Genomic DNA, 26,800 nt, shown 5'->3' on the forward strand with positions numbered 1-26,800 from the left:
TCGTAACGGGAGCCGTATGTCGATACCACGCTTGAAGTCTTATCTCTCCATTTTTGCCACCGTGTTGGTGCTCGGTCAGGCGGTCACTGCGCAAGCGGCCGACTTGCCTGACTTCACGCAACTGGTCGAGCAGGCCTCGCCCGCGGTGGTGAATATCAGTACTACCCAGAAGTTGCCGGAACGCAAAGTGTCCAGCGAGCAAATGCCTGATCTTGAAGGCTTGCCGCCGATGCTGCGCGAGTTCTTTGAACGTGGTATGCCGCAGCAGCCACGCTCACCTCGTGGCGATCGCCAGCGCGAAGCGCAGTCCCTGGGATCGGGTTTCATCATTTCGCCTGACGGCTACATCCTGACAAACAACCATGTGATCGCCGATGCCGACGAGATTCTCGTGCGCCTCGCCGATCGCAGTGAGTTGAAAGCCAAGCTGATCGGTACCGATCCGCGTTCCGACGTCGCCTTGCTGAAAATCGAAGGCAAGAACCTGCCGGTTCTGAAGCTCGGCAAATCGCAGGACCTGAAGGCCGGTCAGTGGGTCGTGGCCATCGGCTCGCCGTTCGGCTTTGATCACACAGTGACTCAAGGTATCGTCAGTGCCATCGGTCGCAGCCTGCCGAACGAAAACTATGTGCCGTTCATCCAGACCGACGTGCCGATCAACCCGGGTAACTCCGGTGGTCCGCTGTTCAACCTGGCCGGTGAAGTGGTCGGCATCAACTCGCAGATCTACACCCGTTCCGGCGGCTTCATGGGCGTGTCGTTCGCGATCCCTATCGATGTGGCGATGGACGTTTCCAATCAGCTGAAAAGCGGCGGTAAAGTCAGCCGTGGCTGGTTGGGTGTGGTGATCCAGGAAGTGAGCAAAGATCTGGCCGAGTCGTTCGGTCTTGAGAAACCGGCCGGTGCGCTGGTGGCTCAGATCCAGGATGACGGTCCGGCTGCCAAGGGTGGCCTGCAAGTGGGCGACGTGATCCTGAGCATGAACGGTCAACCGATCGTCATGTCCGCCGATCTGCCGCACTTGGTGGGTGCGCTGAAGGCAGGCTCGAAAGCCAATCTTGAGGTGATCCGCGAAGGCAAACGCAAGAATGTCGAGCTGACCGTCGGCGCTATCCCTGAAGAAGGCAAAGAGCTGGACGCCCAGCCTAAATCTGGCGCGGAGCGCAGCAGCAATCGCCTGGGTGTTTCCGTGGCCGAATTGACCGATGAGCAGAAGAAAGCCTACGACCTTAAAGGTGGTGTGGTAATCAAGGACGTGCAGGACGGTCCTGCTGCCCTGATCGGCTTGCAGCCTGGTGATGTGATCACTCACCTGAACAACCAGGCGATCGGCTCCACCAAGGAGTTCACCGAGATTGCCAAGGCGTTGCCGAAGAACCGCTCGGTGTCGATGCGGGTTCTGCGCCAGGGTCGCGCCAGCTTCATCACCTTCAAGCTGGCTGAATAAACCGGTTGTCGGCTGAATAAAAAACCGCCTCGAAAGAGGCGGTTTTTTTGTACCTGAATTTTGACCTCGAAGCGGTCAGCCCATCATGTCCTTGACCATGCGTTCCTGCTCTATCAGCTCGCGTTGCCGTGCGTCGATCCGCGATGACAGCGGGAAGTTGCTGCCCGCCTTGCGTTTGGCGAAGTCCAGTTGCTGGATCGCCTGGCGATAATCGCCGATCAGTGCGAAGTACTCTGCACGAGCTTGATGCAGGCCGATGATGTTGCCCGACAGGCCGCGAGTCTCGGCCACCAGGTACCAGACGTCCGGATCTTCGGGGCGGGTCTTGAGCAGGTTCTCCAGCGCTTTTTCCGCATCGGCTGCTCGATTCTGCTTGAGCAGCAGATCGACACGCACCTGATTCAGTGGGTAGTTGCCCGGATACTGAGTCAGCATCCGGTCAACCCGTGACTGAGCATCGGGCAGACGATTATTGGTGATGTCCAGATCGACCTGCGCCAGGTTGTAGATGATCTCGTTCGGCGACTTGGTCAGCAGCTGCTTGAGGTTCTCGCGAGCTTCATTCAGCTGGCCGCCCTTGATCTGGGCGATTGCCAGGCCATAGCGCGCGACGTCGTTTTTCGGGTTTTCATCGAGTTGGGCGCGGAAGCGCTTGGCACCCAAGCCTGGGGTTTCTTCATAGATCAGCTGCACGCGTGCACGAATCAGCTGATAACGCATGCTGTCTTCGATACCGCCCGGTTTGGCCTGTTCGGCACGGTTGCGGGTGTCGGCGATACGCGATTCGGTCACCGGGTGAGTCAGCAGGAATTCCGGCGGCTTGGCATCGTAGCGGTACTGGCGCATCAGCCGTTCGAACATGGTCGGCATCGAGCGCGGATCGTAACCGGCCTTCTCCAGATTCATGATGCCGATACGGTCGGCTTCCTGTTCGTTCTGGCGCGAGAACCGTCGTTGTTCCTGCATCGCCGCCGCCTGGGTGCCGGCAATGGTTGCGATCCCGGCATCGCCTGCGCCGGCAGCGGCAATCACGATCCCGGCCAGCAATGCAGCCATCATAGGAACTTGCATGCGTTGCGAGGCTTCGACACCACGGGCGAAGTGACGCTGCGACAAGTGGGCCAGTTCGTGGGCCAGGACCGAGGCATATTCGCCTTCGGTCTGGGCGTTGAGGAACAAGCCCCCGTTGACGCCGACGATCCCGCCCGGCGCGGCGAAAGCGTTGAGCTGTGGGCTGTTGATCAGGATGAACTCCAGGCGCCGGTCATTGACCTGGCTGGTCTCCACCAGTCGGTAGACGCTCGACTCGACGTAATCCTTGAGTTGCGGATCGTTGAGTTGCGACACCTGGCTGCGCAGCATCGCCAGCCACGCACGGCCCAGTTGGTATTCCTGTTGCGGCGAGACGATGGCAGAACTGGCGTCACCGAGTGACGGCAAGTCGTCGGCGAAGCCCGGTGAGGCGAGCAGGCAAGCGAGCGTCAGCAGGGTAGGGCGCAAAAAAGTCATGCACAAAGCCTTAGTCGACAAAGACGTTACTGTAGCCGGACACTACGCTTGGGACCAGATATTCTAAGCGACTCAACCCCTGCCCCGGAGTGATTCGATGACTGACGCTGTAACCCACGACGCCGAGCTGGACGCCAGCGGTCTGAATTGTCCGCTGCCGTTGCTCAAGGCCAAGATGGAACTCAACCGACTGGCCAGCGGGGCGGTGCTCAAGGTGATTGCCACCGATGCGGGCTCTCAGCGCGATTTTCGCACCTTTGCCCGATTGGCCGGTCATACGCTGCTTCGTGAAGAAGATGAGGCGGGCGTTTACCGCTATTGGTTGAAAAAAGCCTGAAACCTGCGGCGTTCGTTCCTAAGGATTATTGATGTTCAAAGTGTTACGCGACTGGATTCAGCGCTATTTCTCGGATGAAGAGGCCGTGGTGCTGGCGGTGCTGCTGTTTCTGGCATTTACCGCCGTACTCACCCTGGGTGGAATGCTTGCGCCAGTGCTGGCCGGGATGGTGCTGGCGTATCTGATGCAGGGGTTGGTGGTGATCCTCGAGCGCCTGCGTCTGCCGGGGGCCGCGGCGGTGGGGCTGGTCTTCGCGTTGTTCATGGGGGGGCTGCTGGTATTCATCCTCGTCGTGGTGCCATTGCTTTGGCATCAGTTGATCACGCTGTTCAACGAATTGCCCGGCATGCTCGCCAAGTGGCAATCACTGCTATTGCTGCTGCCCGAGCGTTATCCGCATCTGGTGTCGGATGAGCAAGTGCTACAGGCAATCGAAGTGGCGCGGGGCGAGATCGGCAAATTCGGCCAGTGGGCGCTGACGTTCTCGTTGTCGAGCTTGCCGCTGCTGGTGAACATCATGATCTACCTGGTGCTGGTGCCGATCCTGGTGTTCTTCTTCCTCAAGGACCGGGAGATGATCGGCCAGTGGGTGCGTGGTTACCTGCCGCGGGAGCGAGCGCTGATCACTCGGGTCGCCCAGGAAATGAACCGGCAGATTGCCAATTACATTCGTGGCAAGGTCATCGAAATCTTCATTTGTGGGGGCGTGACCTACATCGCTTTCGTGGCGCTGGGGCTCAACTATGCGGCGCTGCTGGCGTTGTTGGTGGGTGTGTCGGTAGTGGTGCCCTATGTCGGGGCGGTGGTGGTGACCGTGCCGGTGCTGCTGATTGCGCTGTTCCAATGGGGGTGGAGCGATCAGTTCATCTATTTGATGGCGGTCTACGGGATCATCCAGACGCTGGACGGTAACGTGCTGGTGCCGCTGCTGTTCTCGGAGGCGGTCAACCTGCACCCGGTGGCGATCATCTGCGCGGTGCTGCTGTTTGGCGGGTTGTGGGGCTTTTGGGGCGTGTTCTTTGCGATTCCCCTGGCGACGTTGTTCAAAGCCGTGCTGGATGCCTGGCCGCGCAAGGAGCCGGAGGTGTCGCCGCTGCTTTGATCGTCGATTTGAGGGCCTCTTTGCGGGCAAGCCCGCTCCCACAGGGTTCATACCATCCCTATGGGAGCGGGCTTGCCCGCGAAGGCGTCCGAATAGACGCCCAAAAAATCAGGCCTTGTTCAGCGCCTGAGCAGCCGCCAAAACCGCATCCACATGCCCCGGCACCTTCACGCCGCGCCATTCCTGACGCAGCACGCCATCCTTGTCGATCAGGAACGTGCTGCGATCAACACCCATATATTCCTTGCCGTAGAGCTTTTTAAGCTTGATCACGTCGAACAGCTGACAGATGGCTTCGTCCTTGTCGCTGATCAGCTCGAAGGGGAACTCCTGCTTGCACTTGAAGTTTTCGTGAGACTTCAGGCTGTCGCGAGATAGGCCGAACACCTCGGTGTTGGCCGCCTTGAACGCCGCGTACTGGTCGCGAAAACCCTGGCCTTCGGTGGTGCAGCCCGGCGTGCTGTCCTTCGGGTAGAAGTAAATCACCACTTGCTTGCCTTTGAGGGCCGCGAGGCTGACGGTCTGCCCGCTGGTGGCGGGTGCTTCGAAGTCGGCAACCGGTTGGTCGATGGCTACGGCCATGAAAGCTTCCTTACATTGGGTTTTGTGGGCGCCACGGTTCAATCAGTGCGTCCAGGTTCATGGCGTCGGCGAAATCCAGGAACTGGTCGCGCAGCCAGCTGATCTGGGTGCCGGCCGGCAAGGTCACGGTAAACGTGGCGTTGAGCATGGTGCCGCCGGTCTGCGGAGCCTGATAGGTGTCGCAGGTCAGATTCTCCAGCTCGACGTTGTGGTCCATGAAGAACTGGCACAGCTCGTTGATGATGTCCGGGCGGTAGGCCGAGCTGACGTAGGCGACGTACGGCAAGGCCTGGGGACGGTTCTCCAGGGCTGCGCTGCGCACCACGTTGACAGTGAAAGCGTGTCGTTTGGCCAGTACTGGCAGACTGCCTTCGAGGCGCGCCAGGGCGTCCCAGCTGCCGGAGATCTCAAGGATCAGCGCGCTGCATTCGCCATGACGCGTCAGGCGAGAGGTGACCACGGCGCAGCGGTTTTCATGGCTGGCGCGGCACAGGACGTTAGTCAGCTCCATGGGGTTGGCGCCGAGGGCACTGATGACAAGGAATTGTTCGCGAACTGTGGGGGTGGACATGCAGCATTCCTAAAGCGATGAGCGGTCGATACTGTTTATGGGCTTTTTTGCCGGGACGAGCCTGCGGATGCGAATTCACAAACCCCCAGCCGAAGGTTGCAACGTGCTCCAGTATGGCAAGAGCGAGGGGTGGCAACGCTGGATCGGGGCTTGTGATGCCGAAAATGGAGGCTGGAAACCGGCGTACGAGCTTATCAGTACCGATCAAAGTCTGAAGGGTAGCGAAAAGCAGCGCCAAGGGGAATGGCGGCAGCGCAGTACTTCGCTTGTACAAGCATCTTGGCGCCAGTACCATTACCGCTCTCTTTTTCCGGCAGGAGCGGTTGCATGATTGCGGGCAGTATGGTGGCACTGGTCACACCCATGGATGCACAGGGTCGTCTCGACTGGGACAGCCTGAGCAAACTGGTGGACTTCCACCTGCAAGAGGGCACCAACGCCATCGTGGCGGTCGGCACTACGGGTGAGTCGGCCACGCTTGACGTGAACGAGCACATCGAAGTGATTCGTCGCGTGGTTGCCCAGGTTGCAGGGCGTATTCCGGTGATCGCCGGTACGGGCGCCAATTCGACGCGTGAAGCGATCGAACTGACGACCAACGCGAAGAACGCTGGCGCCGATGCGTGCCTGCTGGTAACCCCTTATTACAACAAGCCGACGCAAGAAGGCCTGTACCTGCACTTCCGCGCCATCGCCGAAGCGGTCGATATCCCGCAGATTCTTTACAATGTGCCGGGTCGTACCGCGTGCGACATGCAGGCCGAGACGGTAATCCGCCTGTCGACCGTGAAGAACATCATCGGCATCAAGGAAGCCACGGGCGACCTGCAGCGCGCCAAGGATATCCTGGCCGGCGTGAGCAGCGACTTCCTGGTCTATTCCGGTGACGATGCGACCGCGGTCGAGCTGATGCTGCTCGGTGGCAAGGGCAATATTTCGGTGACCGCCAACGTTGCGCCGCGCGCCATGAGCGAGCTGTGCGCCGCTGCGATGGCCGGTGATGCCGTCAAAGCCCGGGCGATCCACGAAAAGCTGATGCCACTCAATAAAACCCTGTTTATCGAATCCAACCCTATCCCCGTGAAATGGGCGCTGCATGAAATGGGCCTGATGCCGGACGGTATCCGTCTGCCGCTCACCTGGCTCAGTGCTGCCTGTCACGAACCGCTGCGGCAGGCCATGCGCCAGTCCGGCGTCCTGGTTTAATTGAGGAAGTACTACGCATGAAGCGAATGGCCGGACTTTCCGCACTTGCCTTGATTATCTCCAGCACCAGTGGCTGCGGATGGATCTGGGGCCCGGAAGGTTACTTCCGTGACCGTGGTAGCGATTACCTGGAAGCGCAACAGACTGCACCGATGCAACTGCCACCGAACGTCAGCACCTCCAAGCGTCTGGATCCACTGTTGCCGATCCCGCGCAATGTGGCCGACGATACAGCCAAGGGCGAATATGTCGTGCCTCGTCCGCAGCCGCTGTCGGCGGCGGCTGATATCAGCGCCTACTCGTTGCAGAAGAGCGGCGATTCGCGTTGGATCATGGCGCAGAACCCACCGGCCGAAGTCTGGCCAGTGGCCGTGCAGTTCTTCCAGGACAACGGTTTCCGTCTGGACGAACAGCGCCCGCAAACCGGTGAGTTCACTACCACTTGGCAGCATTCCGACGAACTGTCCGCAGCCATGGCCAAGCGCCTGAGCGCGGCCGGTGTCGGCGCCGACAGCGAAACCCGCGTACGGGTGCGTATCGAGCCAGGCGTGCAGCGCAACACCAGTGAAGTCTATGTGGTCAGCGCCGAGCGTCCTGCCGGCAGCACCGCCAACGTCGACTTCACCAATCGTTCGGTCAATACCGGCCTGGACGCAGCATTGGTCGACGACATGCTCGCGAGCATGAGCCGCACTTCGGAGAAGGGCGGTTCGGTCTCCATGCTGGCCTCGCGTGATTTCGATACGCCAAGCCGTGTCAGCCTGACCGAGGATGGCAGCGGCAACCCGGTGCTCAACGTCGGTACCGACCTGGATCGTGCCTGGTCGAGCGTCGGTCGTGCGCTGGAACAGGGCGAATGGCGTGTTGAAGACATCAACCGCAGCCTGGGCCTGTACTACATCAACCTCGCCGAAAAGGCCGAGAAGAAGGATGAGCAGCCAGGTTTCTTCGGCAGCCTGTTTGGCAGCAAGCCGAACAAGGAAGAAGTTGAAGCCCGCGCCGAGCGTTATCAGGTTCGCCTGAGCAAGGTCGGCGAGAACGTACAAGTCACCGTCGAGAAAAACATCAACACCGTGGCGCCAGCAGACGTGGCGCGCAAAGTGTTGACCGTGATTCAGGACAACCTGGGCTGATCGCATGCGTTTTGCCGTTCTCGGCAGCGGTAGCCAAGGGAACGGCACGCTGGTAGCCAGCGATGACACGTATGTGCTGGTGGATTGTGGTTTCTCCTTGCGGGAAACCGAAAAACGCCTGCTGCGCCTTGGGGTAAACCCTGCGCAGTTGAGCGCGATACTTGTGACCCACGAACATGCCGATCACGTGCATGGCGTGGGTTTGCTGTCTCGGCGTTACAATCTGCCTGTCTACCTCAGTCGCGGGACCCTGCGCGGGATGCGCAAACCGATTGAACCCGCGGGCTTTCTGGCTGGCGGCGAGCAACTGCAAATCGGCCCTCTGAGCATCGGCGTCATTGCCGTGGCCCATGATGCACAGGAGCCGACGCAGTATGTTTTCAGCGACGGTCAGCGGCGTTTCGGCCTGTTGACCGACCTGGGCTCATACTGCAACAAGGTGCTGGACGGCTATCGGGACCTCGATGCGTTGATGATCGAGGCCAACCATTGCCGTGACATGCTGGCTCGCGGTCACTACCCGTACTTTCTCAAGCAGCGGGTGGGCGGTGAATTGGGACATTTGAACAACCATCAGGCGGCATTCCTGGTGGCCGAGTTGGGCTGGCAAGGCCTGCAACACCTGGTCCTGGCCCATCTGAGCAGCAAGAACAACCTGCCGCAGCTGGCCCGGCAATGTTTTGTCGACACCCTCGGGTGCGACCCGGACTGGCTGCAACTGGCCGATCAAGATTCAGGGCTCGACTGGCGACACATCGCCTAGCCCACCTACTTAGCAAGCGGAGCCCATCATGGAAAAACGTGAAGAACTCTACCGCGGCAAAGCCAAATCGGTTTACAAGACCGACGACGCTGACCGCTTGATCCTGCTGTTTCGCAACGACACCTCGGCGTTCGACGGCAAGCGTATCGAGCAGCTCGACCGCAAAGGCATGGTGAACAACAAGTTCAACGCTTTCATCATGCAGAAACTCGAAGCAGCCGGCGTGCCGACTCAATTCGACAAACTGCTGGGTGACAACGAATGCCTGGTGAAAAAACTCGACATGATTCCGGTCGAGTGCGTCGTGCGTAACTACGCCGCCGGCAGCCTGGTCAAGCGCCTGGGTGTTGAAGAGGGTATGAAGCTCAACCCTTACACCTTCGAACTGTTCCTGAAGGACGACGCCAAGGGCGACCCGTTCATCAACGAATCCCACGTAGTGGCATTCGGTTGGGGCACCGCCGAGCAACTGGTTCGCATGAAAGAACTGTCGCTCAAGGTCAACGAAGTACTGAGCAAACTGTTCGACGACGCCGGCCTGCTGCTGGTCGACTTCAAACTCGAATTTGGCGTGTTCTCCGACGGCTCCATCGTTCTGGGCGACGAATTCAGCCCGGACGGCTGCCGTCTGTGGGACAAGGCCACCAAGAAGAAAATGGACAAGGACCGCTTCCGTCAGGGCCTCGGTGACGTCATCGAAGCCTACGAAGAAGTCGCCAACCGTCTGGGCGTACCGCTTTAATCGACGCAAGCATCTGATAGCACGGAAAAAAATCGCTAAAGGGGGTTCGCTTCCAGCGATTGTGCTGTTATGATGCGCGCCGTTGGAGAGATGCCAGAGTGGCCGAATGGGACGGATTCGAAATCCGTTGTACCTTCACCGGTACCTAGGGTTCGAATCCCTATCTCTCCGCCATACATAGAAAAGCCCCGTAGATGAGAATCTACGGGGCTTTTTCGTTTGCGCAGCTTTTTCCATCGGGTCACTTTCGCATCCGTCCCGCTTTTTCCCCAAGCTTTTGGTGTCGGAAAAATCAGCACGACAGAGTAAGAAAGATATGTCCATCCACAGGAAAAGTTACTTCGCCAAGTCGTTCTAATTACCGTCCCCCGTATTCATTGAACGTTTCGGCAATCAAGGTTTTTCCTTCGAAATATCCCCTGACATTGAAAGACGTTGCCGCAAAAATTCCTCATCTACTCTGGTTTCGCAGGTCTCTGATCTGTCGTAATCAGCCATCGCAAGGAGCGATCAATGTACTTTGAGATTTACAGGCAAACCCGTGGCACCTCACAGACCGGCAAGGGCCAATGGCGCTGGCGTTTGCGAGCGGGGAATCATGAAACGATTGCCAGTGGGGAGGCTTACGTCAACAAGTCTGATTGCGTGCATGCCATCGATTTGATCAAAGGGACTCAAGAGCAGACACCGGTCAAGGAGATATAGGTTCCAGGCGGTGAAGCTGCTCAATCAGAGCAGCTTCGTTTCAGTCGGGTGCTCCTGAGTGGTGAGTGCCCCCGGATTTTATGGATCGGGTCGTTTGCCAACCTGCATAGACGCCGATCGCGACACCTCCCTAAACTGTCATCCAGTCTTGGGGACCGGGGTGCAACGGATGAATCGCAACGAACTACGCAAGGCCGACATCAACCTGATGGTGGTGTTCGAGACATTGATGCTCGAACGCAACGTCACGCGAGTGGCGGAGAAGCTGTTCCTCGGTCAGCCGACCATCAGTGCGGCGCTGAACCGCTTGCGGACGATGTTCAACGATCCGTTGTTCATTCGGGTTGGTCATCGCATGGAGCCGACAGCGCGGGCCGAGGAGATCATTCAGCATCTGTCGCCGGCACTGGATTCGCTGTCGGTGGCCTTGAGCCTGACCCACGATTTCGATCCGCTCAGCAGCACCATGACGTTTCGCATCGGGCTGTCGGACGATGTCGAGTTCGGCCTGTTGCCACCGTTGCTGCGCGCCTTGCGCCAGGAAGCGCCGAAGGTGGTGTTCGTGGTCCAGCATGTCGACTACTGGCGCATTCCCGACTTGCTGGCGTCTGGCGATATCACCGTTGGTATCAGCCAGACCCGCGGCCTGCCGGCCAACGCCAAACGCAAGTTGTTGCGACATATCCAGCCCAGTATCTTGCGTGCAGATGCGTCGGACACGCCGTTGACCCTCGATGAATATTGCGCGCGACCGCACGTGCTGGTGTCCCACACCGCCAATGTCAGTGGCTACGCCGATGAATGGCTGGCGGAGATTGGCCGAACACGCCACGTCGTGCTGTCCGTTCCGCAATACAGCTCATTGCCGGCGTTGCTCGCCGGCACCGATCTGATCGCCAGCCTGCCTGACTACACGGCGGAGGCGATGGCCGCGTCAGGCCAACTGTTCAAAGAGCCGTTTCCGTTCAAGACGCCGACCCTGGACCTGTCCATGGTCTGGCTCAGTCATGTCGACAGCGACCCGGCTGAACGCTGGCTGCGCTCGCGCCTGGAGGCGTTCATGAGTGAACGTCCGATCCTTCCGCTGACAGAGTGAGCAGGGCGGTGTTATATCTACGACCTTTCTGCCAATCCTCAGGAACCCCGTCATGCCCCACCTGCACATGGAATACACCACCAACCTGTCTGAACTGAATGCCGATGTGGCGTTGATGAGACTCAACAACGCACTGGTCGCTTCCGGGCAGTTTGAAGAGTTCGACATCAAGGCCCGTGCGGTGAAGGTCGAGACTTTCAGGGTGGGCACTGCACCGGGCGAGCGGGCGTTCGTGCATGTAAAGCTGGCGCTGTTGAGCGGTCGCTCGCCGCAGATCAAGAAGCAGTTGTCCGACAGCCTGCTGGCCGTGGTGCAGGATGTGTGCGAATGGCCGGTCGGGGTTGAGGTTCAACTCTGTGTGGAAATCATCGACATCGATCGAGAGTCCTACACCAAGACTGCCATCGGCCTCTGAGTTTCAGGCCATTTCCTGCTCGGCGCAGGCCTTGATCACTTGCTCGCGCAGCCAGGTGTTGGCGCTGTCCTGGTCGACGCTTTGACTCCACTGCATGTCCAGGGTGAAGCCCGGTAAACCATTGGGCGCTTCGCAGTGATTGAAGATCGCCTCATTGGCCAGCAATTGCTGGATGCGCCGGGGCAAGGTCAGGATGAAGTCGGTGCCGGTGATCATCTTCAGTGCCGCGCTGTAGCTGTTGGAGCGCGCGACAATCTGGCGTTTGTGGGCCTGTTGAGCCAGCCAGCCGTCAACCATGTTGGTGGTGGACGTCCAGGGCGTCGGGAACACATGCCGACGTTCAGTGAACGCTTGCAGGCTCAAGCGCGGCTCCAGCGGCGTGGCGCGTTTGTCGAAGACGCAGACCAGATCGTCCTCCAGTAGTCGTCTGGAGTTGAAGTCGGTGTGGCTTCGATGAAAGTTCGGGCCGAAACAGATCACCAGGTCGAGGCTGCCGTCGCGCAGTTCTTCGGCCGGGATGTCGGTTTCGAACTTGTGCATGTTGACCATCACCGGCAGGTCGGCGAAATCGAAGCTCTTCAACAGGCGCGGCAGGATCAGTTGCTCGAAGTACTCCGGCGCACAGATATTGAAGGTGACTGGTTGCAAGGTCGGATCGAACGTTGGTGTCCCGGCGTGACACAGGTTGATGCTTTCGAGAATCTTCAGCACATGGGCATACATGGTGCTGGCTTTGTAGGTGGGGCGCATACCCGTGCGGGTATTGATGAATAACTCGTCTTCGAAACTGGTGCGCAGTTTTTTCAGGCAGTAACTCACGGTGGACTGGCTGACGCAAAGTGCCTCCGACACACCGGTGACGCTGCTTTGCTCATACACGGCAACAAACACCATGAGGTCTTGCATATCGAGCTTTCTAAGCAAGTTACTGTTCAGCATCCGTTCTGTCTCGCTGTGCTCCTTGCGCTGACCGTGCGCAAACGTGTGCGAATGATCTTAGCGGAACGATAGTACCAAGAGAATGCCTTGTAGGATGTTTCATGGTCAGTTGTGGGACAGATAGTGTTATGAACACGACCTGTGAATTCAATCGCCCGAAACATGGCCAGAGGCCTTCAGCGCTGATTGCTGTGCAGGCATCGCATCGCGGCTGGATATTAACAGCGCCAACATGCCGACGCCCACCAGCAACGCGCCGATGATTTCCAGGGCGCGTGGCGACTGACGTAGCCACAACCAGTGGAACAATGTGATGAACAGGGTGCTCAGGTAGATGTAGGAAATGACTGAGGAAGGGGCGATCACGCCAATGGCTCGATGCAGCAGCCAGAAAGTCGCCAGGGTGGCAAACAGGGCCAGGTAGATCAACCACCAGAGATCGCTCGCGCTCAGCAACGACGCCGAACGCCAGCCGCCGCTGAATCCACAAAACGCCAATAGAAACAGTGCGCCGAACAGCATGTTCCAGAAAGTCATGCCCACCGGGCCGCGCCCCTTGAGGCTGTTGGCCTTGAGCCGTTGACTCAGGGGCGAGTAGAGCGCCATTGCCAGGCAACCGACCACATACACCGATACCGCGTACAGCGACGGCAGTTCGCCGGGGCCTGCGCCTTTCAATACCAGTAGTACGGCGCCGGCCGCGGCAACCAGCATGGGCAACACGCGCTGTTTCAGGCGGCTGTCGGGTGTCAGGATGGCTTCGAACAGCAGCGTCAGCAACGGCACCAGAGTAAACATCGTCCCGGTGTTCACCGCCGAGGTGTAACGCAGTGCTTCGAACAACGAGCCGAAGTACAGTGCCAACAACATGCCGAGCACGGCATGACCGAGCAGGCCGCGGGCGGTCATGGCGGTATCGCCCTTGAACAGCAGCAGGGGTAAAAACACCAGAGCGCAACACAACAAGCGCAACCCGGTCAGCAGAATCGGGTCTATGGCCTGGCTGACCTGGGCTGCCGCGGAAAACGAGACGGCAATCAACAGCGCCCAGAGCAACATGCCGACGTGAGCGGCAGCAAAACCTGTGCGTTTCATGGTGGGGGTTCCGGGTTAATGAATGTGTTTGGCGTAATGCCGCGGATCGAAGCGCAGAACCATCAGAATCATCAGTGCCATGACGCCCATCAGTGACCACCAGGCCCATTCGAAACTGCCCAGTTGATCGCGAATTATCCCGGCGATCAGCGGCGAGAGGCCGGCGATCAGGTAACCGATGCCTTGCACGAAGGCGGTCAACCCGCCCGCGCGTTGGGGATTGTCCAGATGATCCAGCGACACGATCAGGCTCATCGGGAACAGCCCGCCGATGCCCAGTCCCAGCAGGCACGGCCACAGCAGGCTCAGGTGTTGCGGGCTCAGAATCAGACCGCAAAAACCGGCCATGATCAGTGCCAGTAACACCACCAGCACCAGGCGCCGGTCACGGCTGCGGTTGGCGATGGCGGGCGTCAGTAGCCCCGACAACACTTCCATGGCCGTCAAAAAGCCCAGTAACAAGCCGGCCTGTTGTTCGCTCCAGCCTTTTTCCACGTAGTACGGTGCCAGCCAGGCCAGGACACAGGTGTAGGACGCCGTGCCCAGGCCGAAGAAGATCGCGAGTAACCAGGCGCGGGAACTGCGGAAAAAGGATTTTTTGCGGGACGACTTTTCCCCCAATGTCGGCATTCCCGTGCGTTGAACGCACCAGAACAGCAACGCCGCCAGCGCCAGTGCCGCCCAGATCGCCAACCCCACTCGCCAACTGCCGGTGCGGGTCATCACCAACGGCGCGAATGACGCCGCAATTGCCGCGCCGGCCATGATCGACGTCACGTAGAGACCCATGCACACGGAAACGTTGTCGCTGAAACGGGACTTGATCAGGGCCGGCATCAGCGCCTGAATCAGCGCAATGCCGACGCCGGCCAGCACGGCGCTCAGGATCAGTTCCGCCGCCGAATCAAGGAATAACCGCGACACCGTGGCCTGGCCGATGATCAACAGCGACAGCACTACGGTGCGCTGCTCGCCCAAGCGCTGACTGATACCGATACCAAAGAACATTGCCAGTCCCATGGCCATGACTGGCAGCATGGTCAACAGCGAGGCCAGGCTGAAACTCAGCGGGATATCACCGCGAATGGCTGACAGCAACGGGCCGACAGCGGCCATGGACGGACGCAGATTCAGGGCGACAAGAATGATGCTGAACATCAGCCAGGGGGCAGGGCGGGAGGTTGCGCGAACGTTTTCCATAATCGGACCTTCAGGAACAAGGAGCCGATTAGGCGCGCGAGCCCTGGAGGCGGCAAATCAGAAAGTCTGGAGCAGTATTTAGAAATTAAATAACTGTACCGCTCGGCTAATCCCCTTTAGCGAATAATCGATTGTTTAGCCAATCCACACCCAAGGTTCTTCAAATCCCGATTTAACGGCTTAACCGCCCGTGTGACGCTGCTGCTCATCTGTTTATCGCGGTCTTCCCTATGGACGGTTGTCCAGTCGCACTCCCTTCCGAACTGGCCTTCTGGGCGCTGTGGCACTGCCGTCACGCGCGCCCGCCGGATTCCTGCATCTCCCGCTGATTGTTCTGACAGGTCCCGCGCTGTGCGCCGGGATCAAACCGGCGGCGCCTGTGCGTTTGCCTGACGCGGAAAGACGAGGACTCCCATGAGCTGTGCCACGACATCCTTCGCTACGAAAGAACAAGCCCTGACGTTTCTTGAACAGAACCCGGATATCGAGATGTTCGAGCTGTTCATCCTCGACAATAACGGAGTGCCACGCGGCAAATTACTGCATCGCGATGAGTTGCTGGCGGTGTATGAAAGCGGTCGGCCACTACCGAGTACCATCCTGGGACTGACCATCAATGGCGATGACGTGGAAAACTCCGGTCTGGTCTGGGACGTCGGTGATATCGATTGCCGCGCTTATCCCGTCAGCGGCAGTTTGCAGCGCATGCCGTGGCGATTGATTCCCACGGCGGCGGTGCAGGTCAGCATGCATCCGCAAGAGGGCATGCCCGCGACCATCGCCGACCCACGGCACCTGCTGGCCAAGGTCATCGAAGGCTTGCAGGCCGACGGTTATTACCCGGTGATGGCGGCGGAGCTGGAGTTCTATCTGCTGGATCAGCAGCGCGACGGCAACGGTCGGCCGCAACCGGCGCGGGATGTCGACGGCGGGCGGCCACGCGGGACTCAGGTCTACGGCTTGCGTGAACTGGAACAGATCGAGCCATTTCTGGCCGACCTCTACAGCGCCTGCAAGCTCCAGGGCATTCCGACGCGCACGGCGATTTCCGAATACGCGCCGGGGCAAGTGGAAATCACCCTCGAACACCGCACCGACGCTTTGCAGGCGATGGACGAAGCCGTGCGCTACAAGCGGCTGGTCAAGGGCGTGGCGCACAAGCACGGGATGACGGCTTGTTTCATGGCCAAGCCGTTCGATGACCTGGCCGGCACCGGCATGCACATGCATGTCAGCCTGGCGGACAAGGACGGCAATAACCTGTTCGCCAGCGAGGCCCCGGTCGGCACGCCGCTGCTCAAACACGCGGTCGGCGGGATGCTCGCCACATTGCTCGATGCGTTGCTGTTGTTCTGTCCGAACGCCAACTCGTACCGTCGTTTCCAGACCAACAGCTACGCACCCCTGGCGGCCACTTGGGGCGTGGACAACCGCACCGTGAGTTTGCGAGTGCCCGGCGGGCCGGCATTCTCCCGGCATATCGAGCACCGTATTTGTGGTGCCGACGCCAACCCGTATCTGGCGGCGGCGGCGATCCTGGCCGGTATTCATCGCGGCATCCGCGAGCAACTTGACCCCGGGGCGCCGGTGGAGGGCAACGGTTACGCCCAGGCCGCGCAATTGTTGCCGACCGACTGGTTGACCACGTTGCGAGCGCTGGAAGGCTCGAATTGGGCCGGGGAAGCATTCGGCAGTGAGTTTCTAGGTGTCTATCTGGCAGTGAAACGCGCCGAATACCGGCAATTCATGGGCGAAGTCGGTGAGCAGGACTGGCGCTGGTATCTGCATCAGGCTTGAAACGGGTCGCCAGTGTTGGAAGTTTTGGCCTAATACCAGAAGCCAACTATTCGTTGGCTTCTTTTTCACGAAATATTGATGGTTGACTGATTAAGATTTGTGGCGTCTCGGTCAATGAAATTTTCACATTTGCCGCGGGCACTTCTTTTCAGGAACAGCCGATCACATGTTGAAGTTCAAAGCCGTGCGCCCCGAATGGGTGACGTTGGTTTCCAGTGCCTTTCTATTGGCAGGGTTCAATTTAGTTCTCTGGCAACACCTCTTCGATATCACTGCAGCAGACGGTCAAGGCATCGTCATGCGTGTCGCGTTCGGGCTGATGATCCTGGCGGCCTTTAACATTGTGCTGACCTTGCTGGCATTCCGACCCGTGATGAAACCCGTGTTGACGCTGATCTTTCTGATCAGTGCCGGTGTGGCGTACTTCATGAGCCAATATGGCGTGCTGATCGACGCCGGTATGTTGCGTAACTTCGCCGAAACCAATGCCACGGAAGTACGCGACTTACTCTCGCTAAAACTGTTTGTTTATATCGTGCTGCTCGGCGTCTTGCCGTCGTGGTTGTTGTGGAAAACCCCGGTTAATTATCGTCGCTGGCACCGTGAGTTATTAAGTAAAGTGCTGGTGAGTGTCGCGTCGGTTGCGGTGATCGGCGGTGTCGCATTGGTCAACTATCAAGGCCTGTCGTCGTTGTTTCGCAATCACCATGAATTGCGTCTGATGGTGGTGCCGAGCAACTACATCGGTGCCTCGTTCGGTTATCTGCGTGAGCAAGTGGTGTCTGCACGGCAACCTTTCGCCAAACTGGGTGAAGATGCCCAGAAAAAACCGGCCTGGCAGGCCCACGACCGTAAATCCCTGACGGTACTGGTGGTGGGCGAAAGTGCCCGGGCCGAGAACTTCGGCATCCTGGGTTATGACCGCGACACCACGCCGAAACTGAGTAAGGAATCCGGCCTGATTGCCTTCACCGATGTGCATTCGTGCGGCACGGAAACGGCGGTGTCGGTGCCCTGCATGTTCTCCAACATGGGTCGCAAGGATTACGACGCCAGCAAGGCGAAGAACCAGGAAGGCCTGCTGGACGTGCTCAAGCGTGCCGGTCTCGAGGTGATCTGGCGCGATAACCAGTCGGGCTGCAAAGGCACCTGCGATCGGGTCACTGTCGATGACGTGAGTGACCTGAAAGACCCTGTGCTGTGCGCCAACAGCGAGTGCCGCGATGAAATTCTCCTGCAAGGCATGCAGCACTTCATCGACACGCTGAATAAAGACACCGTGCTGGTCCTGCACCAAATGGGCAGTCACGGTCCGGAATACTTCAAGCGCTACCCGAAAGAATACGAACACTTCACACCTGTGTGTGAAAGCAATGCGCTGAACAATTGCAGCCGCGAAAGCATCGTCAATGGCTACGACAATACGCTGGTGTATACCGACCACGTGCTGTCGACCCTGATCGATCTGTTGCGCAGCAACCAGGGCAAAGTCGATACCGCGATGCTGTATCTGTCGGACCACGGCGAGTCGCTGGGCGAATACAACCTGTTCCTGCATGGCACGCCTTACATGCTTGCACCGGAACAACAGAAACATGTAGCGATGCTGGCGTGGTTCTCCGACAGCTATCAAAAGTCGTTCTCGGTGGACACCCATTGCCTGCAACTGAGTCGTGAAAAACCCTTGAGCCAGGACAACCTGTTCCATTCGATGCTCGGTCTGTTGGAGGTCAACAGCACGGTCTACAACCCGGGTCTGGATATGTTCGCCGGATGCCGCGGCGCAATGGGCGACGGTGTGCTGGCCAAAAAATGAGCGAATCGAGCTTTTTTTTACGTAACGACCGCTAATCTGCGGCGCCTGGAACATCCAACAAGAGCCATTACACATGTCCGCGCAGCCCCCATCCGCCTTCGAGCTTGAGTTCGCCCGGCGCTACGATCAGGAACACGCCCGCGTCTGTAAACAGCCGCGACCGCGCGGCCTGGCGGGGCGTTTGACGTTCTGGCGCGAAGAGCAATTGGTGCGTAACGCGCTTCAGGTCGCTGGCGAACCGGGATTGATTCTTGATGTGGCCTGCGGGGTCGGGCGTTTCTGGCCAGTTCTGGCCGAGCATGCGAACCGGGTGATTCTCGCGACCGATCCGTCTCAGGACATGCTCGATCACGCCAGCACCCACCATCCGCAGAACCTGCTGAAACGGATCAAGACCTTTCAGAGTTCTGCCTTCACCATCGGCTTGTCGGCGAATGCGGTTGACTGCATTTTTTGCCTGCAACTGTTTCAACGCATTGCCTGTCCCGAGCATCGATTGGCCATGCTGGGCGAGTTCCACCGGGTCAGTCGCGATACCGTGATTGTGGCGGTGCGGGTTGATGGGCGTTTCAAGCTCGAGCGTTCGGACGTGGAGGGCGCACAGGCCCAGCCACAGGCCAGCAAGGCCGAGCTTGAGGCCGAGTTCAGGCAAGCGGGTTTCTGCTTGCTCAGTCATCAGGACTTGGTACCGGGTTGCACGCGGATGCGGGTCTACGTGTTGCGTAAGGACAGCTAGCCTTTCAGACAATTCTTGCTGTCCGGCAGGTATTTTCGCTAAAGCTCTTGTTCAGTGGATGCGCGGAAATCGCCGGGGGCGATATATACTGCGCGCCATTCTTCAAGGGAGAGCCGTGTGGCCATCGATATTCACTGGATTCGCGACAACGATAGCCTCGGTCAGTTTTGCACCGAGTGGCAGCAGCTGCCATTCGTTGCCCTCGATACCGAATTCATGCGGGTCGACACCTTTTACCCAATCGCAGGCCTGCTGCAGATCGGCGATGGCGTACGCGCTTACCTGATTGACCCACTGACCATCGACAACTGGCAGCCCTTGGCCGCGTTGCTGGAAAACCCGGCCGTGGTCAAGGTCGTGCATGCGTGCAGCGAAGACCTCGAAGTCCTGCTGCGCCTGACCGGCAGCCTGCCGGTGCCGCTGTTCGATACCCAACTGGCCGCTGCTTACCTGAACCTGGGTTTCTCCATGGGCTATTCGCGGCTGGTGCAGGACGTGCTCGGCATCGACCTGCCCAAGGGCGAGACCCGTTCCGACTGGCTGCAACGTCCACTGTCCGAGACTCAGATCAGCTACGCCGCCGAAGATGCCGTGCATCTGGCGGAGGTTTTCGTACAGCTGCGTCCGAAGCTTTCTGACGAAAAATACGCGTGGGTCCTGGAAGACGGTGCCGAGCTGGTCGCCAATCTGCGGCGCGAGGTCGACCCGTACGAGGTCTATCGCGACGCCAAACTGGCCTGGAAGCTGTCCCGCGCCCAACTCGCCGTGTTGCGTGAACTCTGCGCCTGGCGCGAGCGTGAAGCCCGCGCCCGTGATCTGCCGCGCAACCGCATTATCCGTGAACATTCACTGTGGCCGTTGGCACGCACCCAACCGGACAACCTCGGCGCACTGGCGAAAATCGAAGACATGCACCCGCGCACCGTGCGTCAGGACGGCGAATTTCTGCTTGATCTGATCAAGCGCTCTGGCAGTGTGTCGCCTGATCAGTGGCCGCCAGCGGTGCCGGAGCCATTGCCGGTAGAAGCCGCCGCGCTGGTCAAACAGCTGCGTGCCATCGGCCAGGCCGAAGCCGAGCGCCTGAACATCGCGCCGGAGCTGATGCTGCGCAAGAAAACCCTGGAAGCGCTGCTCAAGAGCGGCTTCCCCAATGGTCCTTACCAATTGCCTGATTCGCTGCGTGGCTGGCGCCGCGAATTGATGGGCCAGGCGCTGCTCGACAGCCTGGCCACCGCCGGAGAACAGCCTTGAAACGTATTTGCTCGATTTATCGAAGCTCGAAGAAAAGCGGGATGTACCTCTATGTGCTCAAAAGCGATGCACTGGAGCGCGTGCCTGAACCCCTGATGGCGGCTTTCGGCAAAGCCATCCACGCTTTCGACCTGGTGTTGACCCCCGAGCGCAAGCTGTCGCGCGAAGACATTGCTGTAGTACTGGAGAACCTCGACAAGCAGGGCTACCACCTGCAAATGCCACCGGCCGAGGATGAATACATCGAACACTTGCCGGAAGAATTGCTGCGCCGCAACGACCCGATGTAATCGGCAGACAGGCTCTATTCAGAGCCTTATGAAACACTGGAATGATTTTGGCGATGGCCGTGACGATGGAGTGATCCTCTGTCGGCGGTCGTCTGCACTGCTTTTGAAAGGTTTGAAACATGCGCGTTCTGATTGCTGAACACGACCACCCTGTGTATGCCCAACTGTTGCGTCAGGCAGCGCCTGATCTGGAAGTATTGACCAGCGGCGACTCCGCCGAACTGGCCCGTCAGGCCGCCGACTGTCAGGTTTGGCTCGGTCAGCCGGACCTGCTGGCGACGCTGTTGCGTCAGGGCCACACGCCTGCATGGTTGCAGTCGACCTGGGCCGGTATCACGCCGCTGCTGGCCGATGGCTTGCCACGGCACTATCGGCTGACTCGCGCGGTAGGGATTTTTGGTCAGGTCATGGCTGAATACGTGCTGACTTACATGCTCGGCCACGAGCGCGAAGTGTTGGCGCGGCTGGTCAGCCAGGTCGAGCGCAAATGGGACAATCGCCAGGGTCAAAGCCTGGCTGGACGAAAGGTGCTGATTGTCGGCACCGGTGATATCGGTCAGACAGTGGCGCAGTTCCTGCTGCCGTTTGGCGTCGAGTTATACGGCATCGCCAGCACTGCCCGGGAGCAGGCGCCCTTTGTCGAAGTCGGCGCGCTGAGCGATTTGCCGCGCCTGGTCGGTGAGGTGGATTACGTGATCAATCTGCTGCCGAATACCCCCAATACGCACGACCTGTATGACGCTGCCCTGTTCAAGCAGTTCAAGGCGACGGGGTTGTTCATCAACGTCGGACGCGGCGTTGCGGTGGTCGATGCGGATCTGGTGGAAGCCTTGAAGGAAGGGCATCTGGCCGGGGCTGTGATCGACGTCTGCCGTCAGGAACCACTGCCGCAACGTCATCCGTTCTGGACCGCGTGGGGCCTGCTGCTGACCGGCCACAGCTCGGCACCGACCTCGCCACCGGCGATGGTGAAGCTGTTTGTCGAGAACCTGCGGGCGTATCAGGCGGGTGAAGCGTTGCGTGGGGAAGTGGATTTCGCGCGCGGGTATTGAGGCGCAGCTGAAAAGGTCGCAGCCTGCGGCAGCTCCTACAGGGCTTTGTGAACACCTGTAGGGAGCTGCCGCAGGCTGCGATCTTTTGTTTTTACAGGGTGAAATTACCTTCAGCCGCCAACTCGCTCAGCGGACGACGCGGGCTCGGCTCTTCACGTGCTTGCAGGTACTCGGCCAGTGTCGCCTTGTCGCCCAGCTTGCCGATCGCCACGGCGGCGTGCAGCGCGTAGCCTTCAGGAATGTTCAGCTCCTTGCGGGTCAGCTCCTGATCGAAACCGGCCATGCCGTGGGTGTGCCAGCCGCTGATGCTCGCTTGCAACGCCAGGTGGCCCCAGGCGGAACCGGTGTCGAAGGTGTGCCACAGCGCCGGGGTTTCTTCGCTGGCGCCAGGTGCCACGAAGGTGGTTTTCGAGATCACGATCACCAGTGCCGAGGCGTGCTGCGCCCAGCTGCGGTTGAACTCGTTCAGCAGGCCCAGGTAACGCTCCCAGTTCGGCGTGTCGCGACGCGCATAGAGAAACCGCCAAGGCTGCGAGTTGTACGCCGATGGTGCCCAGCGGGCGGCTTCGAAGAAGCTCAGCAGGGTCTCTTCGGGAATGGTTTCACCGGTGAAGGCGCGGGGCGACCAGCGATCGGTGAACTGAGGGTGAATGGCGTAATCGGCAACGCGTGGATTAGCACTCATCAAGAGATTCCTTTACGTTTGAAAGTGGGGGTCGTCGAAAAACCGGCGGGTACAGTTGAGCTGAGCGCCAGTTTTTTTGAGCCAGCAGTTCACCTGAATGCAACGCGGTTGAGCGTTAATGGCACTTGGGGAGGGCTCCTTGCGACTGGCAAAGCTACTGGGTGGCGCAAAAACTGACAAGTGCCGTCGTACCGGCAGTCGCCAATGCTTGGCCCGCCGATGCCTTGGCACTAGACTGGCGGCCTTTTCACCACCTGATGTTGATGCTTGAGCCATGGCCGCCAAAGTCGAACCGTTCTGGATACGCAAAACCCTCGATCAACTCGATCAAGAGGAATGGGAATCGCTGTGCGACGGCTGTGGCCTGTGCTGCCTGCAAAAGCTCGAGGATGAAGACGACAACGCCGTCTACTACACGCGTATCGCCTGCAAACTGCTGGACCTCAAAACCTGTCAGTGCACCGATTACCCCAACCGTCGCGACTTTGTCCCCGATTGCATCCAGCTCACGCCGGGCAAGGCCGATGAGTTCAAATGGTTGCCGCCGACCTGCGGTTATCGACTGGTCAGCGAAGGCAAGGACCTGCCGCTCTGGCATCACCTGGTATGCGGTGATCGTGATGCGGTGCATCACGAACGTATTTCCCAGTCCGGGCGCATGCTCGCCGAAGGCAGCGTGGCCGAAGACGATTGGGAAGATCATCTGATTTTTCGCGCGGGTTAATTCCCGATGCCATTTAGTCTGTGGCGAGGGAGCTTGCTCCCGCTTGACCGGGCTGGCGCTCCAGTGCGCAGCACTCACAAAATCGGCGGTGATCACAAGAATTTTGGGCCGCTACGCAGCCCGGCGCGAGCAAGCTCGCTCGCCACAATAGGAGTGTGTATGGCGGTGGGAGTGCTCCGGGCGTTGGCTGTCGGGCTGCTGGCCCTGAGTTCGCCCGTGTGGGCGGCGAAGAAAGTCGATCTGGATTATCACGTGCGCCTGTTGCCGCAAAGCGATCAGGCCGAAGTGCGCCTGACCCTGGCCCAAGGCTCGGCAGTGCGCAGTCTGGATTTCGACTTGGGCGACGGCAGTCACTACAGTGATTTCAAGGCCGACGGCCAATGGCAGCTCACACCGGGCACGCAGGTCCGTGGTGTCTGGCGCCCGGCCGCCGACAAGGCCAGCCTGACCTACCGCGTGCGCATCAGCCACGGGCGCAAGAGCGGCAGCTTCGATACACGCATGACGCCAACGTGGGCGCTGATGCGTGGCGATGACCTGGTGCCCGCAGCGAAACTCGATCAGCAGGACGGTATCGAGTTGGTGTCACGCCTGGAATTCGAATTGCCCACCGGTTGGAAAAGCGTCGAAACCGCCTGGCCGCGGATCGGCAAAAACAAGTTCCGCATCGATAACGTCTCGCGCCTGTTCGACCGTCCCACTGGCTGGATGCTCGCCGGTAACCTCGGCAGCCGTCGCACGCGGTTGGGGGAAACCGAAGTCACCGTGGCCTCGCCCCAAGGCCAGGGGATGCGCCGCATGGATGTGCTGACGCTGCTGACGTTCGTGTGGCCGCAAGTGCAGGAAGTTTTTCCGCGTCACCCCAGCAAATTGCTGATCGTCGGCGCCAATGACCCGATGTGGCGTGGCAGCCTGGCCGCGCGGGAATCGATCTATCTCAATAGCCGCCTGCCGCTGGTCAGCGAAAGCGGCACCAGTACCTTGATGCGTGAATTGGCTCAGGTGTTCGGGCGGATCAACGACAGCCAGCGCAGCGGCTGGATCAGCGAAGGGTTTGCCGAGTATTACGCCATCGAACTGGTGCGCCGTGCGGGCGGCATGAGTGATGAGCGGTATGAGAGCCTGCAGAGCAAGTTGGCCAAGGCCAGCCAGAAGGTCACCACCTTGCGCGGGGAGCAGATCAACCCGGCGCAGGTGGCCAAAGCGGTGGTGTTGCTGCAGGAACTGGATCGCGAGATTCGCCTGAAGACCCGCAACAAGCGTTCGCTGGATGATGTATTGCGTGGGGCGATGCGTTTGGAGAGTGTCGATACCAAGGAATTCGTTCAGCTCAGTGAGAGCGTTATTGGCGAGTCTTCCAAGGTGCTTGATACCGGGTTGCTTCAGTAATACCGCCTTCGCGGGCAAGTCGGGTCGCGAAGAGGCCCTGAGCCTCACCGCAAATGCCGGATCAAACCCCGGCTTTCGGCGACTTCAAAGAATCATTCCCGGTCACGGTGGCGGTTTTGGTCGCCGCCTCGGCATTGGCCTTCAACCGACTCAACTCTTCCCCGGCACGCTCAATCCTGGCTCGAGCGTTAACCATGTCCTGACGGCTCTTTTCCAGAAAGCTTTTCGCCGAACTGTGCCCGGTAATACCCCGCGCCATCGCTACGCCGCCAATGGCCACTTGAATCAACCCGAACACACCACCGCGCCGCAGGCCTTTGCCGACCATCACCACGCCGCCGGCCAGGGAACCGATGCGCTCCCAACCCTGGACGTTCTGCGCGGGCTGAGTCTGGAACGGGGTGGATTCGATGCGCTCTACGCGTTTGAGGTCGCTCATGATCTGTCTCCAGGCTTCAAGAATGGATAATTAAGCTGACTGCCGAGGCGGTCGGCTCGTTCCATCGGATGTGCGGTGATTCAGCGGAATTTCGGGCCTGAGCGGGTGTTGTTGCCCTTGGCCATGCGGTCGTACAGCACCACGTTGACCGTGGCCGCCAGGTTCATGCAGCCGGTGGTCGGGATATAGACCACGTCTTCGCACCAGTCGCGGATCTCTTTATCCAGCGAACCGTCTTCGGGGCCGAAGATGTAGAGGGCGCGATCCGGGTGCGTGTATTCCGGCAGCGAGCGGGCGCCGTCGACCAGTTCTACGGCGACCGGTACACAGCCCAGCGGCAGGATTTTCTTCAGGTCATCGATGCCGATCAGCGGAATGTCGTAGTGGACTTTCTTGGTGTCGGTGACGAAGTCGGCGGCGCGCTCATAGCGCTTGCCGGTGTAAAACACCGACGCCACGCCATAGCAACCGGCGGCGCGCATCACCGAACCGACGTTCTCCGGTGATTTGGGGTTATACAAACCAATGCAGCTGTACCGTTTGTCTGCCACGAGCGGGGTGCCTTCGGGAAAAAAGCGCGATTATACGGGGATTGGGGGAGGGGTGTTCAGTTTGGAGATGATCGTACCCACGGAGCGTGGGAACGATCAGCAGATCTTCAGTCTTCTTTCTTCATCAGTCCGGCCAACGCCGCAAACGGGTTATGCGTCGCCTTGGCAATCTTTGGCGTACTCAGCGAGCCTTCGTCGAAATACTGCTGATCGGTGTAACGCGAATGCTCGTTGTCATGGCAATACAGGCACAACAGCTCCCAGTTCGAGCCGTCCTGCGGGTTGTTGTCGTGGTTGTGGTCGCGGTGGTGCACGGTCAGTTCGCTCAGGCGTTTGCCGGAGAACTCACGGGCGCAGCGGCCGCACACGTGCGGGTACATCTTCAGGGCCTTGTCGCGGTAACCCATTTCCTTGTCGCGCTGGTTGTCGGCGAGGATGCGGTCCAACTTTGAGGTGTTGGTTGGAGGCGTTGACGAACTCATGGGTTCACCTTTGTAAAAGACTAATGACGGTTATGTGTTGAAGTTTAGCCTAGCCCTTGAGCTTCTCGGCAATCCAGATGGTGTGGCGGGTGCCTTTGTTGCCGTGGGCGAAGACCTGCACTTCTTCGGCCTTGAAGCCGGCCTTTTTCAGCTTGTCGGAAAACTGCCGGTCAGCGCTGGCCGACCATACCGCCAGCACGCCCTTGGGTCGCAGGGCCTTGGCGCAGGCGCTCAGGCCACCGGCGGAGTACAGCCAGCTATTGGCTTTCTGGGTCAGGCCTTCGGGACCGTTGTCGACGTCGAGCATGATTGCGTCGAAACCCTGCGGCTCGGCTTGCAGCACCTTGGCCACGTCTTCCATGCGGATCACCGTACGCGGGTCGAGCAATGGGTTGCCGGCTTTTTCCCCCAGCGGCCCACGGTTCCACTCCACCACGCCGGGCACCAGTTCGGCGACCACCACTTCAGCGGTCTTACCCAAATGCTTGAGCGCCGAGGCGAGGGTGAAGCCCATGCCCAGGCCGCCGATCAATACCCGCGAATTCGGCCGGCCGGCGACCTTGCGGCAGGGGATTTGCGCCAGGGCATCTTCGGAGCCGTGCATGCGGGTGTTCATCAACTGCCCGCCATCGCCGCCCTGAATCTTGATGACGAAGTCTTCGCCGTATTCGAACAGGCACAGGGCACCGCCGTTTTCAGGAATGGGGGTGGTGTCGAGCAGAACGAAACGTTTCATGGGGCTCTCT

Annotated in this window: 29 protein-coding genes and 1 tRNA gene; 19 read left to right on the plus strand and 11 right to left on the minus strand. The window is 59.5% G+C overall.

Annotation, left to right across the window (positions count from 1 at the left end):
- Positions 1 to 16: 16 nt before the first annotated feature.
- The gene (locus AC07V0_RS08865; protein WP_019647985.1) at positions 17 to 1,447 is read left to right on the plus strand and encodes a DegQ family serine endoprotease; all 1,431 of its coding nucleotides are present in this window, start codon (positions 17 to 19) and stop codon (positions 1,445 to 1,447) included.
- Between the two features lie 75 nt (positions 1,448 to 1,522).
- Here the strand turns inward: AC07V0_RS08865 and AC07V0_RS08870 are convergent, their stop codons facing one another.
- A complete protein-coding gene (locus AC07V0_RS08870) occupies positions 1,523 to 2,956 on the minus strand; it encodes a M48 family metalloprotease (RefSeq protein WP_086944834.1) in 1,434 nt (477 codons plus the stop codon).
- Positions 2,957 to 3,053: 97 nt separating this feature from the next.
- On the opposite strand from AC07V0_RS08870, the gene AC07V0_RS08875 reads away from it, so the two are divergent.
- Complete coding sequence (locus AC07V0_RS08875) at positions 3,054 to 3,293, plus strand: sulfurtransferase TusA family protein (RefSeq protein ID WP_007941445.1); 240 nt, start codon at positions 3,054 to 3,056, stop codon at positions 3,291 to 3,293.
- A 31-nt stretch (positions 3,294 to 3,324) separates the two neighbouring features.
- Positions 3,325 to 4,395, plus strand: coding sequence for an AI-2E family transporter (locus AC07V0_RS08880; protein ID WP_018926779.1), 1,071 nt, complete (start codon positions 3,325 to 3,327; stop codon positions 4,393 to 4,395).
- Between the two features lie 108 nt (positions 4,396 to 4,503).
- Here the strand turns inward: AC07V0_RS08880 and AC07V0_RS08885 are convergent, their stop codons facing one another.
- Together AC07V0_RS08885 and AC07V0_RS08890 are read right to left on the minus strand one after the other, a co-directional pair.
- Positions 4,504 to 4,977, minus strand: a complete 474-nt coding sequence (locus tag AC07V0_RS08885) for a peroxiredoxin (protein WP_018926778.1) — start codon at positions 4,975 to 4,977, stop codon at positions 4,504 to 4,506.
- Positions 4,978 to 4,987: 10 nt separating this feature from the next.
- Entirely contained in the window at positions 4,988 to 5,548 is a 561-nt protein-coding gene (locus AC07V0_RS08890) for a glycine cleavage system transcriptional repressor (RefSeq protein ID WP_007898662.1), read from the minus strand.
- A 327-nt stretch (positions 5,549 to 5,875) separates the two neighbouring features.
- Between AC07V0_RS08890 and dapA the strand changes: the two genes are divergently transcribed.
- From dapA to AC07V0_RS08930, 8 genes are all read left to right on the plus strand, one after another.
- Positions 5,876 to 6,754, plus strand: a complete 879-nt coding sequence (dapA, locus tag AC07V0_RS08895) for a 4-hydroxy-tetrahydrodipicolinate synthase (protein WP_007941448.1) — start codon at positions 5,876 to 5,878, stop codon at positions 6,752 to 6,754.
- Positions 6,755 to 6,771: 17 nt separating this feature from the next.
- Complete coding sequence (gene bamC / locus AC07V0_RS08900) at positions 6,772 to 7,887, plus strand: NlpB/DapX family lipoprotein (RefSeq protein ID WP_018926776.1); 1,116 nt, start codon at positions 6,772 to 6,774, stop codon at positions 7,885 to 7,887.
- 4 nt (positions 7,888 to 7,891) lie between these two features.
- The gene (locus AC07V0_RS08905; protein ID WP_019580834.1) at positions 7,892 to 8,650 is read left to right on the plus strand and encodes an MBL fold metallo-hydrolase; all 759 of its coding nucleotides are present in this window, start codon (positions 7,892 to 7,894) and stop codon (positions 8,648 to 8,650) included.
- A gap of 28 nt (positions 8,651 to 8,678) precedes the next feature.
- Positions 8,679 to 9,392 carry a phosphoribosylaminoimidazolesuccinocarboxamide synthase gene (gene purC / locus AC07V0_RS08910; RefSeq protein ID WP_018926775.1) on the plus strand — a complete coding sequence of 238 codons (714 nt, stop codon included), beginning with the start codon at positions 8,679 to 8,681 and terminating at the stop codon, positions 9,390 to 9,392.
- An 84-nt stretch (positions 9,393 to 9,476) separates the two neighbouring features.
- A tRNA-Ser gene (locus AC07V0_RS08915) sits at positions 9,477 to 9,566 on the plus strand.
- 339 nt (positions 9,567 to 9,905) lie between these two features.
- Entirely contained in the window at positions 9,906 to 10,097 is a 192-nt protein-coding gene (locus tag AC07V0_RS08920; RefSeq protein ID WP_018926774.1) for a YegP family protein, read from the plus strand.
- Between the two features lie 169 nt (positions 10,098 to 10,266).
- Positions 10,267 to 11,193 (plus strand): LysR substrate-binding domain-containing protein, encoded by a 927-nt coding sequence (locus tag AC07V0_RS08925; RefSeq protein WP_033064228.1) that lies wholly within the window; start codon positions 10,267 to 10,269, stop codon positions 11,191 to 11,193.
- A 52-nt stretch (positions 11,194 to 11,245) separates the two neighbouring features.
- Positions 11,246 to 11,608, plus strand: a complete 363-nt coding sequence (locus tag AC07V0_RS08930) for a 5-carboxymethyl-2-hydroxymuconate Delta-isomerase (RefSeq protein ID WP_086944836.1) — start codon at positions 11,246 to 11,248, stop codon at positions 11,606 to 11,608.
- A gap of 3 nt (positions 11,609 to 11,611) precedes the next feature.
- Here the strand turns inward: AC07V0_RS08930 and AC07V0_RS08935 are convergent, their stop codons facing one another.
- From AC07V0_RS08935 to AC07V0_RS08945, 3 genes are all read right to left on the minus strand, one after another.
- Complete coding sequence (locus AC07V0_RS08935) at positions 11,612 to 12,547, minus strand: LysR family transcriptional regulator (RefSeq protein WP_086944837.1); 936 nt, start codon at positions 12,545 to 12,547, stop codon at positions 11,612 to 11,614.
- Positions 12,548 to 12,694: 147 nt separating this feature from the next.
- Positions 12,695 to 13,642: a DMT family transporter gene (locus AC07V0_RS08940; protein ID WP_086944838.1), complete on the minus strand. Its 948-nt coding sequence runs from the start codon at positions 13,640 to 13,642 to the stop codon at positions 12,695 to 12,697.
- Positions 13,643 to 13,657: 15 nt separating this feature from the next.
- The gene (locus tag AC07V0_RS08945) at positions 13,658 to 14,842 is read right to left on the minus strand and encodes a cyanate transporter (RefSeq protein WP_086944839.1); all 1,185 of its coding nucleotides are present in this window, start codon (positions 14,840 to 14,842) and stop codon (positions 13,658 to 13,660) included.
- A 414-nt stretch (positions 14,843 to 15,256) separates the two neighbouring features.
- On the opposite strand from AC07V0_RS08945, the gene AC07V0_RS08950 reads away from it, so the two are divergent.
- From AC07V0_RS08950 to AC07V0_RS08975, 6 genes are all read left to right on the plus strand, one after another.
- Entirely contained in the window at positions 15,257 to 16,639 is a 1,383-nt protein-coding gene (locus tag AC07V0_RS08950) for a glutamine synthetase family protein (RefSeq protein ID WP_086944840.1), read from the plus strand.
- A 166-nt stretch (positions 16,640 to 16,805) separates the two neighbouring features.
- Positions 16,806 to 18,455: a phosphoethanolamine transferase gene (locus AC07V0_RS08955; protein WP_086944841.1), complete on the plus strand. Its 1,650-nt coding sequence runs from the start codon at positions 16,806 to 16,808 to the stop codon at positions 18,453 to 18,455.
- A 73-nt stretch (positions 18,456 to 18,528) separates the two neighbouring features.
- Positions 18,529 to 19,191 (plus strand): class I SAM-dependent methyltransferase, encoded by a 663-nt coding sequence (locus tag AC07V0_RS08960; protein ID WP_086944842.1) that lies wholly within the window; start codon positions 18,529 to 18,531, stop codon positions 19,189 to 19,191.
- A gap of 117 nt (positions 19,192 to 19,308) precedes the next feature.
- Positions 19,309 to 20,442 (plus strand): ribonuclease D, encoded by a 1,134-nt coding sequence (gene rnd / locus AC07V0_RS08965; RefSeq protein ID WP_086944843.1) that lies wholly within the window; start codon positions 19,309 to 19,311, stop codon positions 20,440 to 20,442.
- Entirely contained in the window at positions 20,439 to 20,732 is a 294-nt protein-coding gene (locus AC07V0_RS08970; protein ID WP_019580824.1) for a YcgL domain-containing protein, read from the plus strand. Before rnd ends, AC07V0_RS08970 begins: the two co-directional genes overlap by 4 nt.
- A 119-nt stretch (positions 20,733 to 20,851) precedes the next feature.
- A complete protein-coding gene (locus AC07V0_RS08975; protein ID WP_018926763.1) occupies positions 20,852 to 21,784 on the plus strand; it encodes a D-2-hydroxyacid dehydrogenase in 933 nt (310 codons plus the stop codon).
- Positions 21,785 to 21,875: 91 nt separating this feature from the next.
- Here AC07V0_RS08975 and AC07V0_RS08980 read toward each other — a convergent pair whose 3' ends face one another.
- Positions 21,876 to 22,469, minus strand: a complete 594-nt coding sequence (locus AC07V0_RS08980; protein ID WP_007942200.1) for a nitroreductase family protein — start codon at positions 22,467 to 22,469, stop codon at positions 21,876 to 21,878.
- A 274-nt stretch (positions 22,470 to 22,743) separates the two neighbouring features.
- Here AC07V0_RS08980 and AC07V0_RS08985 point away from each other — a divergent pair, with 274 nt between their 5' ends.
- Complete coding sequence (locus tag AC07V0_RS08985; protein WP_007942199.1) at positions 22,744 to 23,193, plus strand: YcgN family cysteine cluster protein; 450 nt, start codon at positions 22,744 to 22,746, stop codon at positions 23,191 to 23,193.
- A 159-nt stretch (positions 23,194 to 23,352) separates the two neighbouring features.
- On the plus strand, positions 23,353 to 24,582 hold the full coding sequence (locus tag AC07V0_RS08990; protein WP_086944844.1) for a hypothetical protein: 1,230 nt from the start codon (positions 23,353 to 23,355) through the stop codon (positions 24,580 to 24,582).
- A gap of 61 nt (positions 24,583 to 24,643) precedes the next feature.
- Here AC07V0_RS08990 and AC07V0_RS08995 read toward each other — a convergent pair whose 3' ends face one another.
- The 4 genes from AC07V0_RS08995 to AC07V0_RS09010 all read right to left on the minus strand — a co-directional run bounded on the left by AC07V0_RS08995 (position 24,644) and on the right by AC07V0_RS09010 (position 26,790).
- Positions 24,644 to 25,021: a YgaP family membrane protein gene (locus AC07V0_RS08995; protein ID WP_018926761.1), complete on the minus strand. Its 378-nt coding sequence runs from the start codon at positions 25,019 to 25,021 to the stop codon at positions 24,644 to 24,646.
- Between the two features lie 80 nt (positions 25,022 to 25,101).
- Complete coding sequence (locus AC07V0_RS09000) at positions 25,102 to 25,572, minus strand: RNA methyltransferase (RefSeq protein ID WP_007942196.1); 471 nt, start codon at positions 25,570 to 25,572, stop codon at positions 25,102 to 25,104.
- A 107-nt stretch (positions 25,573 to 25,679) separates the two neighbouring features.
- Complete coding sequence (locus tag AC07V0_RS09005; RefSeq protein ID WP_007942195.1) at positions 25,680 to 26,054, minus strand: YajD family HNH nuclease; 375 nt, start codon at positions 26,052 to 26,054, stop codon at positions 25,680 to 25,682.
- Between the two features lie 49 nt (positions 26,055 to 26,103).
- Entirely contained in the window at positions 26,104 to 26,790 is a 687-nt protein-coding gene (locus AC07V0_RS09010) for a spermidine synthase (RefSeq protein WP_018926760.1), read from the minus strand.
- Positions 26,791 to 26,800: the final 10 nt, after the last annotated feature.

The sequence above is a fragment of the Pseudomonas sp. GW821-FHT01E10 genome, assembly GCF_059422365.1.

Coding starts and splice junctions, on each gene's coding strand:
- AC07V0_RS08865 (WP_019647985.1), top strand. CDS start 17: ATGTCGATACCACGCTTGAAGTCTTATCTCTCCATTTTTGCCACCGTG.
- AC07V0_RS08870 (WP_086944834.1), bottom strand. CDS start 2,956: ATGACTTTTTTGCGCCCTACCCTGCTGACGCTCGCTTGCCTGCTCGCC.
- AC07V0_RS08875 (WP_007941445.1), top strand. CDS start 3,054: ATGACTGACGCTGTAACCCACGACGCCGAGCTGGACGCCAGCGGTCTG.
- AC07V0_RS08880 (WP_018926779.1), top strand. CDS start 3,325: ATGTTCAAAGTGTTACGCGACTGGATTCAGCGCTATTTCTCGGATGAA.
- AC07V0_RS08885 (WP_018926778.1), bottom strand. CDS start 4,977: ATGGCCGTAGCCATCGACCAACCGGTTGCCGACTTCGAAGCACCCGCC.
- AC07V0_RS08890 (WP_007898662.1), bottom strand. CDS start 5,548: ATGTCCACCCCCACAGTTCGCGAACAATTCCTTGTCATCAGTGCCCTC.
- dapA (WP_007941448.1), top strand. CDS start 5,876: ATGATTGCGGGCAGTATGGTGGCACTGGTCACACCCATGGATGCACAG.
- bamC (WP_018926776.1), top strand. CDS start 6,772: ATGAAGCGAATGGCCGGACTTTCCGCACTTGCCTTGATTATCTCCAGC.
- AC07V0_RS08905 (WP_019580834.1), top strand. CDS start 7,892: ATGCGTTTTGCCGTTCTCGGCAGCGGTAGCCAAGGGAACGGCACGCTG.
- purC (WP_018926775.1), top strand. CDS start 8,679: ATGGAAAAACGTGAAGAACTCTACCGCGGCAAAGCCAAATCGGTTTAC.
- AC07V0_RS08920 (WP_018926774.1), top strand. CDS start 9,906: ATGTACTTTGAGATTTACAGGCAAACCCGTGGCACCTCACAGACCGGC.
- AC07V0_RS08925 (WP_033064228.1), top strand. CDS start 10,267: ATGAATCGCAACGAACTACGCAAGGCCGACATCAACCTGATGGTGGTG.
- AC07V0_RS08930 (WP_086944836.1), top strand. CDS start 11,246: ATGCCCCACCTGCACATGGAATACACCACCAACCTGTCTGAACTGAAT.
- AC07V0_RS08935 (WP_086944837.1), bottom strand. CDS start 12,547: ATGCTGAACAGTAACTTGCTTAGAAAGCTCGATATGCAAGACCTCATG.
- AC07V0_RS08940 (WP_086944838.1), bottom strand. CDS start 13,642: ATGAAACGCACAGGTTTTGCTGCCGCTCACGTCGGCATGTTGCTCTGG.
- AC07V0_RS08945 (WP_086944839.1), bottom strand. CDS start 14,842: ATGGAAAACGTTCGCGCAACCTCCCGCCCTGCCCCCTGGCTGATGTTC.
- AC07V0_RS08950 (WP_086944840.1), top strand. CDS start 15,257: ATGAGCTGTGCCACGACATCCTTCGCTACGAAAGAACAAGCCCTGACG.
- AC07V0_RS08955 (WP_086944841.1), top strand. CDS start 16,806: ATGTTGAAGTTCAAAGCCGTGCGCCCCGAATGGGTGACGTTGGTTTCC.
- AC07V0_RS08960 (WP_086944842.1), top strand. CDS start 18,529: ATGTCCGCGCAGCCCCCATCCGCCTTCGAGCTTGAGTTCGCCCGGCGC.
- AC07V0_RS08975 (WP_018926763.1), top strand. CDS start 20,852: ATGCGCGTTCTGATTGCTGAACACGACCACCCTGTGTATGCCCAACTG.
- AC07V0_RS08980 (WP_007942200.1), bottom strand. CDS start 22,469: ATGAGTGCTAATCCACGCGTTGCCGATTACGCCATTCACCCTCAGTTC.
- AC07V0_RS08985 (WP_007942199.1), top strand. CDS start 22,744: ATGGCCGCCAAAGTCGAACCGTTCTGGATACGCAAAACCCTCGATCAA.
- AC07V0_RS08990 (WP_086944844.1), top strand. CDS start 23,353: ATGGCGGTGGGAGTGCTCCGGGCGTTGGCTGTCGGGCTGCTGGCCCTG.
- AC07V0_RS08995 (WP_018926761.1), bottom strand. CDS start 25,021: ATGAGCGACCTCAAACGCGTAGAGCGCATCGAATCCACCCCGTTCCAG.
- AC07V0_RS09005 (WP_007942195.1), bottom strand. CDS start 26,054: ATGAGTTCGTCAACGCCTCCAACCAACACCTCAAAGTTGGACCGCATC.
- AC07V0_RS09010 (WP_018926760.1), bottom strand. CDS start 26,790: ATGAAACGTTTCGTTCTGCTCGACACCACCCCCATTCCTGAAAACGGC.